At 57.5% G+C, this 10,121-nt stretch carries 7 protein-coding genes; all 7 read left to right on the forward strand.

Annotated features, from left to right (window positions below):
* The first annotated feature begins 237 nt into the window (after positions 1 to 237).
* On the forward strand, positions 238 to 3,828 hold the full coding sequence (locus WBR57_RS02415) for a hypothetical protein (RefSeq protein WP_424081771.1): 3,591 nt from the start codon (positions 238 to 240) through the stop codon (positions 3,826 to 3,828).
* Positions 3,829 to 4,037: 209 nt separating this feature from the next.
* The gene (locus tag WBR57_RS02420; protein WP_424081773.1) at positions 4,038 to 4,400 is read left to right on the forward strand and encodes a response regulator; all 363 of its coding nucleotides are present in this window, start codon (positions 4,038 to 4,040) and stop codon (positions 4,398 to 4,400) included.
* 240 nt (positions 4,401 to 4,640) lie between these two features.
* Positions 4,641 to 5,402 carry a hypothetical protein gene (locus tag WBR57_RS02425; RefSeq protein WP_424081785.1) on the forward strand — a complete coding sequence of 254 codons (762 nt, stop codon included), beginning with the start codon at positions 4,641 to 4,643 and terminating at the stop codon, positions 5,400 to 5,402.
* A gap of 9 nt (positions 5,403 to 5,411) precedes the next feature.
* Positions 5,412 to 6,869, forward strand: coding sequence for a DUF1254 domain-containing protein (locus tag WBR57_RS02430; protein ID WP_424081775.1), 1,458 nt, complete (start codon positions 5,412 to 5,414; stop codon positions 6,867 to 6,869).
* A gap of 13 nt (positions 6,870 to 6,882) precedes the next feature.
* Complete coding sequence (locus WBR57_RS02435) at positions 6,883 to 8,283, forward strand: DUF1254 domain-containing protein (RefSeq protein ID WP_424081777.1); 1,401 nt, start codon at positions 6,883 to 6,885, stop codon at positions 8,281 to 8,283.
* 75 nt (positions 8,284 to 8,358) lie between these two features.
* The gene (locus tag WBR57_RS02440; protein WP_424081779.1) at positions 8,359 to 9,264 is read left to right on the forward strand and encodes a transporter; all 906 of its coding nucleotides are present in this window, start codon (positions 8,359 to 8,361) and stop codon (positions 9,262 to 9,264) included.
* Between the two features lie 65 nt (positions 9,265 to 9,329).
* On the forward strand, positions 9,330 to 10,121 hold a 792-nt coding region (locus WBR57_RS02445), incomplete at its 3' end, for an AAA family ATPase (RefSeq protein WP_424081781.1).

Consider the following 10,121-nt stretch of genomic DNA (forward strand, 5'->3'; position numbering starts at 1 on the left):
CCGAACTCAAGGGGCAAGGGCTGCGTTTCTCCTTTCATTTGGCGAAGAAACCTACGTTTGGGGCATTAGTTTCGAACAAGTTCGGGTGTTTTTCGTCAGCTTACTTACACAGTTTATGACAGATCTGTGGCCAGGGCCTGGAACGACACTTCGCTCTTCCCACACTCAATCAGGCACCTCAGAACCATGGACGATCTTTTGGGCGCATTCACTTTTAACTATTAAAGAGTAATCCGAATGAGCGTCTCCACTCTCTCCCAGCAACACGCGTACACCCCCAACGCCATGGTTTTACAGATTGCCCCCCCGCCTCAAAACGAGTCAGGCAGGTCAACTCAGTCGACTACACAAAGCGGACCTTCCGGCCCTGTCAGCAGCGACGCCGGTATTGCCTGGGACAAACTGAAGACGCCGGAAAACTTGCGTCGAATAGCCAAACGGCTCAAGGCTTCTTTCCCTGCGCATACCCTCACCGCCAACACGAGGGTGATCAGCGATAAGTTAGATCGAATAAACGTCTCGGTTCAGCTAGACGCTTCTGGGCCACCGGCACGGTTACCCTTGGCTCAGGTGCTCACCAAGTTGGGCTACACGCTGCCAACCAATGGTGATGAAGTGCGCGCGCAGATACGGGCAGTGGAACAACAAGCCGCCATGATGCTCTTGGGCGATTGGGGTGGAGCACTGTCCTGGCCAATACCGATGTCGCAAAGGGATGAGATCCGGCTCGCCAGCTTTCTCTTCTCCGATACGACAGGCGTGCCAGGCTTGCCGTTGCCACGCGATGGCAAGCGCACGTTGGGTTATCTGCTGAGCGGCAGTTCAGTAACGTCAAGCGATTTGCGAGACCCACCCAAGGCCTTGGAGAAATTACTCACAAGCCCGAAGGCCATGGAATTGGGGCGAGCACTGCAGACGTTTTTAGGCGGCGTCGATTCCGTGACCAGCGTTTATGACTATTTATTGGCCGCGATTCATATTGGCCTCGATCCGACCTCTATCGCCGATCAGGAGCGAAATACGGTCGCCGGTGTCGATTTGGCAAAGCCGTCGCTCTGGGGCAAACCAGCCTCGGTGTCTGTCGACGAATTGCGTAGCAAACTAATCGCCGACGGGAAGGCCACCCCAGATACTGCCGGGCTCGCGACGCACATGCTGTTGGCCAAGCGCGCGCCGCAGTATCTGATTAAGGATATTCCAGCGTCCGTACCGTATGGCAGTGTGCTTTGGACGGTGCTCACTGTTGCAGCGGCGAAGATCGAAGCTGCTACGCCGGGACGAGTGCCGGGCATGACCTACGCAGAGGTGTTGAAGCATTCCGAAAGCCTGGCTGTTGATAAGACGGTTACTCAAACCGCAATGTACGAAGCTGTGCGGGATTGGGGGGTAGTCAACGGTCTGCTGCCAGCGTCCGCTACGCCCCCGAGCGCACAGGATATCAATAAAGTTGTAGTTGCCTTCAACGCCCAATTAAGCGAGTTGAAGGCAACCAGTGAATCGCTCCAGACCCAAATACCGTTAAGAAAAGAGATGGCACTGGCCAAGCTTAGAAAAGCCGTGCCCCTCACCGATGAAAGCCTGTACGAAAAAAAGCTACTGAAGAGCAACATGGATATTACGACGCTGCAGGGAGGGCCATGGCGTTCGATGCTGGACATCGTGATGGAAGGGAAACAGCTTGCCCATAATGACCATTGGACAAGCAATGACTCAACTTTCGATCCCGGTGTTTTTAACCGTAGTTATGAAAGTAGTCTAAGTCACGTCCCTGACGAGTTCCAGCGCGAATTCAACAGCGCAATAGACAAACAAGAAAAAGGGCACAAGAACTATGTCCAGCATCTTATCGCCAAACTACCATTGGACGACCGGCGAAACCTGGAAGAAGGCAAGCTTGAGTTTTTTCATACTAATGCCTATGAGATACATATCGGATCCAAGGACAAGCTGATTGGCCGAGCGCATATATTAATCGCTAAAACCACCCGTAAAAACGAAGTCAATATATACGAAATCAATACCAAAACAGGTACCATCACAAAGCGTAATGGCCTTGTAAGGCGCCTGACAGAGCCCTACACATCACAAAATCTGAACACTTACAAGGGCGGCAATAAATACGCGACGGAGAAAGTCGACCCTTCGGCCTACCAGCTACCCGATCAATCGGCAGAAAAGCCTCAATCAGATTCAATCCCTAAGAGTTACAGTTCTACGCGCATTGAATATATTGGCAGCGTATTCGCCAAAGCGCTGAACCTGGGCAATGCGGATGTGCGCGAAGCCGCCAAAGGCTCTACAAGCTATGACGAACATAGGGCCTATACCAATGCTGTAAAAGAATTCTTTCTTAATTTAATCCCCTTCAGGTCCGCCATTGTAAACTTTCAAGAAGGCAATTATGCAGGCGGCCTATTTGATCTGGCGGTTGATGCGGTCGGTTTAATAACCATGGGCGCTGGCAAGGCTGCGCAGGCGGGTAAGGCCTTGAAGGGCGTTACAACGCTTAATGGTACCGCCAAGGCCTTACGATTCGTGGGCGTCACCGCCTTTGAGGCGATCAATCCCGTGAGCGGCGTGGGTGGGTTGGCGGCGGGTGCTGGCAAACTGGTTGTCAAAGGCGGCAACTTCCTACTCTCTAAAAGCGCCCAGGTGGTCAACAGACTCAGAGGGGCTACCAATAGTTACGACTTGCTCAAGCTCGCCAGTAAAAGTAACGGCATTGCCGCGATAGGTACTTACAAGCTGACAGACCAGACCGTCGAAATGGGTGCGGTTCTAAAGGACAAAAAATGGTACGCCTTGGACCCAACCACGCAATGCCCTTATGGCGCCCCGCTACCAGGTTTTACACCTAATACGGTTGCCGGTAATGGCGCCATCAATGGTAATTTGCGCAATTGGCTCGGATCGTATCTGGCGCCAACCGCAGAAACCCCTAACCTTCCCGAGGTATTCAGAGGTGTTCTGGATACTGCGAAGAAAAATAACAGCGCTGACTATGCCAAAGGCTATGCCGCGATAACAGACGCGAACTCTCCGCCCCTCCAGGCGATACCAGGCTACTTCCCATCGATGAAGATAAAGGACTTGAAGGAGTTGGCAGTCGATTCCAAGCGAACTGCCGAGCAAATAGGCCAGCTGGCAAAATTGATAGAAACCCAGAAATCCAAGTCCGCTATAGAAGGGGCCATGATTTTTGGTAAGGAAATAGCGGAGGCGGGTGGAACCTCGAGGACCATGCCGCAAAATTTATACCTGGCCCAAAGCGACCTGGCGTCTACAGGCGAGTGCGCCGCGCTGGTAAATACCATGGCGCTGGCTACTAAACACGGTCTGCAGAATATGCTAATGGATAACTTCTACAAAGCAAGTTCACCGATAGTCACACCTGCCATCGCGGCGTTTCGTAAAGAATTGAGCGAGATGCATAAGGTGATGAGGCTCAGTTTTCACGGCCAGCAACAAGTCACTCGGTTACCTTTCACCGACATCATCACCCAGCTGAGCAATGCCACTACTTCGACATCGCTCAGGATCGCTACCCAAAATCATGGGCTTCTTGCAGGGGTGATTGTCGACGCGAACTTGAACAAAAAATGGTACTTCTACGACCCGAACTTTGGTTATGCGACGTTCCCGGACAAGGCTTCCATGCAACGAGGTTTGGACAAGACCCTGAACAGTGGGAAATCCGCCGGTACGCTAGACCCGCTTGATATCAAAAACGGCAAACCTGAGTTCGACGTCAGCACGTTCAATGATGGTGATTTTTTGATAACGGTGCCCTATAACAACCCGTTCTCGCTGTTCAACAAGCCGCTTTGACCCTCGCTTGAATCACTGCGTCGAGGCTACCTCAGGCTCCCTTGGCGCAGTGCTCCTCACCAGCTCCCTCCCCGCACGCCGCGCGACATTTATCTCTAATCACGGCACAATGCCCAGCCACGGAACTTGCCGAGATTGAAGAGACTCATTAGAGAATGAGTTTTTCAACCGCAAAAGACCTGCCTTTCATTTTCTCGGGAATTTTCATTATGTCTGCTACCCCCTCCACCATCCTTGTAGTCGAAGACGATGCCATCGTGCGCATGCTGATCGTCGATGTGCTTGAAGAATTGGAGTTCACGGTGGTTGAAGCGGCGGACGCTGAAGAAGCCCTGAAGGTGGTCGAAAACACCAGCCAGGTGATTGACCTGATGATGACCGATGTTGGCTTGCCGGACATGGACGGCAAGCAGTTGGCGACCAAGGTCCGTGAACTGCGCCCCGCTCTGCCCATTCTGTTCGCCAGCGGCTATGCCGAAAACATCGACGTGCCACCCGGCATGCAAGTGATCGCCAAGCCGTTCTCTATCGATCAACTGCGCGACAAAGTCAAATCGATGCTGCCCGCCTGATACCGCACCACAGGAGCGGTATGCGCGCCGCTCCTGCTTATCGCGATAATCTGTGAAATCCCCCCGCCTGAACAACTAATTCTTTCGGATGGCTAGCGCGTCTGAATTTAGCTGCTAGTTTCAATCGGCGTGTCCTACAGCTTTTTGACCCAGGGCAGCCCCAACGCAGAGATGTTATCGGGCCCGTCGCCATGGAATGGGGGAGTCGTCATGCTCAAGTCACCGCTTGTTCAGGCATTGATGCTGGCTGCATGGGTAATGCCAACGGTTTCTGCCTATGCAGATAACGCCGATACCGCCAACAAGAGCAACAACCCGCTCAACCTGGCGCCGGGCGCCAACGTGCAGGACTACTACACGCCAAAGCTCTACGACACCCACGCGCATACCAATGACCTGCTGCTGCGCGGAACCCTGCCCATTGCGCCGTCGGACTTTATCGGCGTACCGCAATTGTTGCGCGCCACCCTGCCCCTCAGCACCCGCCCCGACCCACACAACGGCTACAGCACCGGGATCGGCGACCTGAACCTGTTCGATATTTTCCTGCTCAAGACCGATGGCGTGCAGTTGGGCATCGGTCCGCAGATCACCGCACCCACCGCCGAGCACGATGAGCTCGGCACCGGCAAGTGGCAAGCGGGCCTGGCCGCCGTGGCCATCGACGCCTCGCCACGCGGCCTGCTCGGCGCGCTGGTGCAATATCAGAGTTCATTCGCTGGCGACCGCGACCGGGCGCATGTCGAAAGCGCCACGTTCCAGCCATTCATCATTCATAACCTGCCCAAGGGCTGGTACCTGCGTTCCACCGGCACCTGGACCTTCGACCTGAAAAGCGACACCCACTACATCCCCATCGGCTTCGGTGCGGGCAAGGCGTGGAAATCCGGGAGCAACATCGTCAACGCCTTCGTCGAACCGCAATGGACCGTGGCGCGCAAAGGCGATGGGCTGCCGCAATTCACTCTGTTCGCCGGGATCAACGTCACCTTTGGAAAGTAAGGACAGGCTATGCACGCTCTGATTCGTAACACAGGTTTCAGCCTGATAGCCCTTTCGGCCGGTTGCAGTGTGGGCGTGCAAGCCCAGACGCTGGATACGCGCATTGGCCCGATCAGCATGGAGGGCGAGTTGCCCGCCCGCAGTGAAATCGCCAAGCTGTATGGCGAGCTGGATTTCCAGCAAGCCACCCAGAGTTTTCTGTGGGCGTTGCCGCTGGTGTCCTACGCGCAATGGCAGGAAGAGTTCAGCAGCAAACTCGGCGCTCGCAGTGGCGACCTGATGGTGCTGAGCACCTACGAGGACAAGCTCGGGGTGATCACCGCCAACGCCACCACGCCTTATATCATTGGCTTTGTCGACCTGAACGAGACCGGCCCACTGGTGATCGAGCTGCCACCGGGTCCCACCGCCGGCGGGATCGGCGACTTCTGGCAACGCGCCATTATCGACATGGGCCAGACCGGTCCGGATCAAGGCAAGGGTGGCCGCTACCTGGTCATTCCACCTGGCCAGCAGCCACCGGCTGACGCCGGCAAGTATTACCTGGCCAAGTCGGAAACCATGAATGTACTCGTAGGGTTCCGCGTGCTCGACCCGGACCCGGCAAAAGGCAAGGCTCTGGTCGAACAGTTCAAGATGTACCCGTACGCTCAACCTACCAAGCCGACGCCCACGCGCTTGTTGTCGCCCGGTGGCAAAGCCTGGTCCGGTACTCAGCCACGGGGCATCGCCTATTGGCAGCGTCTGCACGAGATTATCCAGAAGGAGCCGGTCAACGAGCGCGACCGTTTCTATATGGCCATGCTCGCCAGCCTCGGCATCGAGAAAGACAAACCCTTCAACCCCAACGAACAGCAGCGCAAGGCCCTTGGGCAAGGGGCACAAATGGGCGAGCTGATTGCCAAGGCGAATGCGTTCGCCAAGCGCTTTCCCCAGGCCCAGTACTGGAAGGACCGGCAATGGGACACCGTGCTGAACATCACCGAGCCGTCTCAGCGTGTGGGCTATTACGACCAGTTGTGGGAGCGCAGTGCGTGGTTCTACGAGGCCGTGACCAACACCAAAGGCATGGTCTCGAAAACCCCGGGGCTGGGCCAGACTTACCTCGGCGCCTACACCGACAAACACGGCCAATGGCTCGACGGCGGCAAGCACTACACATTGCATGTGGGCGCCAACCCACCGGCCAAGCAGTTCTGGTCGATGACCGTGTATGACATCGACAGCCGCTGCCTGATCGACAACTCGCAACGCAAGGCAGACCTGTCTTCACGCCAGGACTTGAAGAAAAATCCCGATGGATCGGTCGATCTTTACTTCGGACCGCACGCGCCAAAAGACTTCGAGAGCAACTGGGTGCAAACTCTCCCCGGCAAACATTGGTTCAGCTATTTCCGACTGTATGCGCCGACCGAGGCCTACTTCGATAAAAGCTGGAAACTCGACGACATCACCCCAGTTCCTTAAGAGACGCAACAACATGATCAGAAAACCGACGCGCCTGCTGTTGGCGAGCCTCTCGATACTCATGAGTACCGGCGCCTGGGCCGATTTCACCGCGACGCCCAGCGAAGCCCGGGCCATTGCCAAGGAAGCCTACCTGTATGGCTACCCGGTGGTGGAGATGTACAAGACGCTCTACACCCAGGCCGTCGACAAAGGCGGTGCCAACTTCAAGGCACCGTTCAACCGCATCGGCAATACCGCGCAGGTGTTCACGCCCAAGGACACCGCGTTCGTGACCCCGAACTCGGACACGCCCTACTCCTTCGTATGGCTGGACCTGCGCAGTGAGCCACAGGTGCTGACCCTGCCCAAGATCGAAGACAACCGTTACTACTCGGTACAACTGATCGACCTCTACACCCAGAACTTTGCCTACCTGGGCACCCGCAGCACCGGCAACAACGGCGGCCACTACATGATCGCCGGTCCCGACTGGAAAGGTCAGCAGCCGGTCGATATTGACCGCGTGGTCTACAGCGAAAGCAATATTGCCTACGCCCTGTACCGCACGCAGCTGTTTGACGAGAAAGACCTGAACAAGGTCAAGCAGATCCAGAATGGCTACAAGGTGCAGCCACTCAGTGGTTACGTGAAACAGGCCGCGCCGGCCAAGGCGCCGAAGATCGAATGGCCCAAGCCCATGGCAGCCATGACCGAAGGCCCGCAACTGTTTCGCTACCTGAACTTCATGCTGGCCTTCACTGCCCCCCAGGACAGTGAAAAAGACCTGCTCGCGCGCTTTGCCAAGATCGGTATCGCCCCGGGTGCGCCGTTCAAGCTCAAGGACCTGAGCGCGGAACAGCGCAAGGCCCTGGAGGACGGTATTTCCGATGCCCGCGCCGAGTTTGCAGCCTTCAAAAAAGACAAAGTCGACACGCACCAGGTCGCCAGCGGTGACCTGTTCGGCAGCCGCGACCATTTGCAAAACAACTACCTGTACCGCTACGCCGGCGCCGACATGGGGATTTTTGGCAACTCCACCGACGAGGCCGCCTACCTCGGCTACTTCGTCGACAGCGAGGGCAAGCCCGCCAACGGCGCGCGCCACAGCTACACCGTGCATTTCGCCAAGGACCAGTTGCCACCCGCCGACGCGTTCTGGTCACTGACCATGTACGACGGCAAGACCAAGCTGCTGGTGCCCAACCACAAGAAACGCTACCTGATCAACTCGCGCATGTTGCCGGGCCTGAAGCGGGACGCCGACGGCGGCCTGACCCTGGCCCTGCAGCACCACGAGCCACCGAAGGCCGAACAGAGCAACTGGCTGCCGGCCCCACCCGGTCCGTTTTACGCGGTACTGCGGATTTACCTGCCCAAGCCTGAGGTGGGTAATGGTCAATGGAAACTGTCGCCCTTGACCCCGCTCAAGTAAGACCGCATGCCCGGTCGCGACAGGGGCAGACCGGGCATGTAACCCCCAGACATCAGGCCGACAAGGAGTAGCGCCATGATTTCACGTGCTCGACTGCAAGGGTTTTGCGCGACAGCCCTGGCTGTGCTGCCAGGGCTTGGGTTCGCCGACAACGCCAGGGACTGGCAGAACACCCCCACCAACCTGAACATGGTGTTCGGTTACTACAACCGCGTCGACACCAACACCCCCATCGACACCACGCTGCCGATCAACGGGCTGTCGTTGAACGCCGACCTGTACCTGTTTCGCTACGCTCGCTCGTTCGGGATTGATGGCCGTAACAGCGCCATCCAGTTCATCCAGCCATATGCCGATGTATCAGCGTCGTTCGACAACGCGCGCTTCTTCGACGGCACCAAACACAACGGCGGCATGGGCGATGCGCAGGTGGTGTTTGCCCACAACATTTTCGGCGGCCCGGCGCTGACCGCCGAGGAGTTTGCCAGCTGGAAACCCGAGACCTTCCTCACCGGCGCGCTGTGGATCACTGCGCCCACGGGCGACTACGACAAGGACCGCATCATCAACATCGGTTCCAACCGTTGGGTGTTCAAGCCGGAGCTGGGCTTCGGCACCCCTATCGGCCCGACCTGGCTGGAGATCAACACCTGGGTTTCGCTGTTTGGCGATAACAAGGATTACCACGGCGACAGCAAACTCGAGCAAAAGCCGTTGTACGCCATCGAAGGCCATTACAGCTACACCATCAACCGTGCGCTGTGGGCCTCACTGGATGCTACCTACAGCCGCGGCGGCGAAAGCCGCATCGACGGCGACTGGCAGGACAACAAACAGGAGAACGGCCTGCTCGGCGCGAGCCTGGGCTTTATGCTGTCGCCGCAATTCGGCGGGTTGCTGGCTTATTCCGACACCGTCTCCGAGCGTCGCGGTTCACCGGATGTCAACACCTGGACCTTGCGCCTGCAGTACGTCTGGTGAACGCCCTGCGCGGTGTACCCGTGGTCGCCGCGCCTTGTTGACCCACAGTTTCGGGGACGATTGGCATGACAGCACTCAACGATTTGCAAGCCTTGCAAGCCAGCATGGCGGAACGTGTTCTTGGCCAGGATGCGGTGATCCGTCAGATCCTGATCGGGCTATTAGCTAACGGTCATGTGTTGCTCGAAAGCTTGCCGGGGCTGGCCAAGACCCGCACGGTCAAGGCCCTGGCCCGGCACCTGGAGGCGAAAATGAGCCGCATCCAGTTCACCCCGGACCTGCTGCCCTCGGACATCACCGGCGCCGAGGTGCTGCACCAGGTCGACGGGCAGAACCACATCCGCTTCCAGCCCGGCCCGTTGTTCGGCAACCTGATCCTCGCCGACGAAATCAACCGCGCGCCGGCCAAGGTCCAGGCCGCGCTGCTGGAGGCCATGGAAGAACGGCAAATCACCGTGGCCGGCGCCAGTCACCCGCTGCCGCCGCTGTTTATCGTGGTGGCCACGCAAAACCCCATCGAGCAGGAAGGCACCTACCCCTTGCCGGAGGCGCAGATGGACCGCTTCGTGATGAAGGTTTTGCTCGACTACCCTTCTGCCGAGAACGAAAGCCAGGTGCTGCGCCTGCTGCGCGAAGAGGAACACGCGAGCAGCGCCCAGGCGGTTCAGGGCTTTACCCTGGCACAAGAGGTGATTTTCGCCGCCCGCCAGCAAGTCAGCGCGATCCAGGTCTCGCCGGCCATCGACCGCTACCTGATCGACCTGATCAACGCCACCCGCCACCCCGGCGACTACGACGCCGACCTGGCGCGCTGCATCAGCCTTGGCGCCAGCCCGCGTGGCGGCATCGGTCTGGAC

It is taken from the genome of Pseudomonas sp., from assembly GCF_049590575.1.
Classification (GTDB): Bacteria; Pseudomonadota; Gammaproteobacteria; order Pseudomonadales; family Pseudomonadaceae; genus Aquipseudomonas.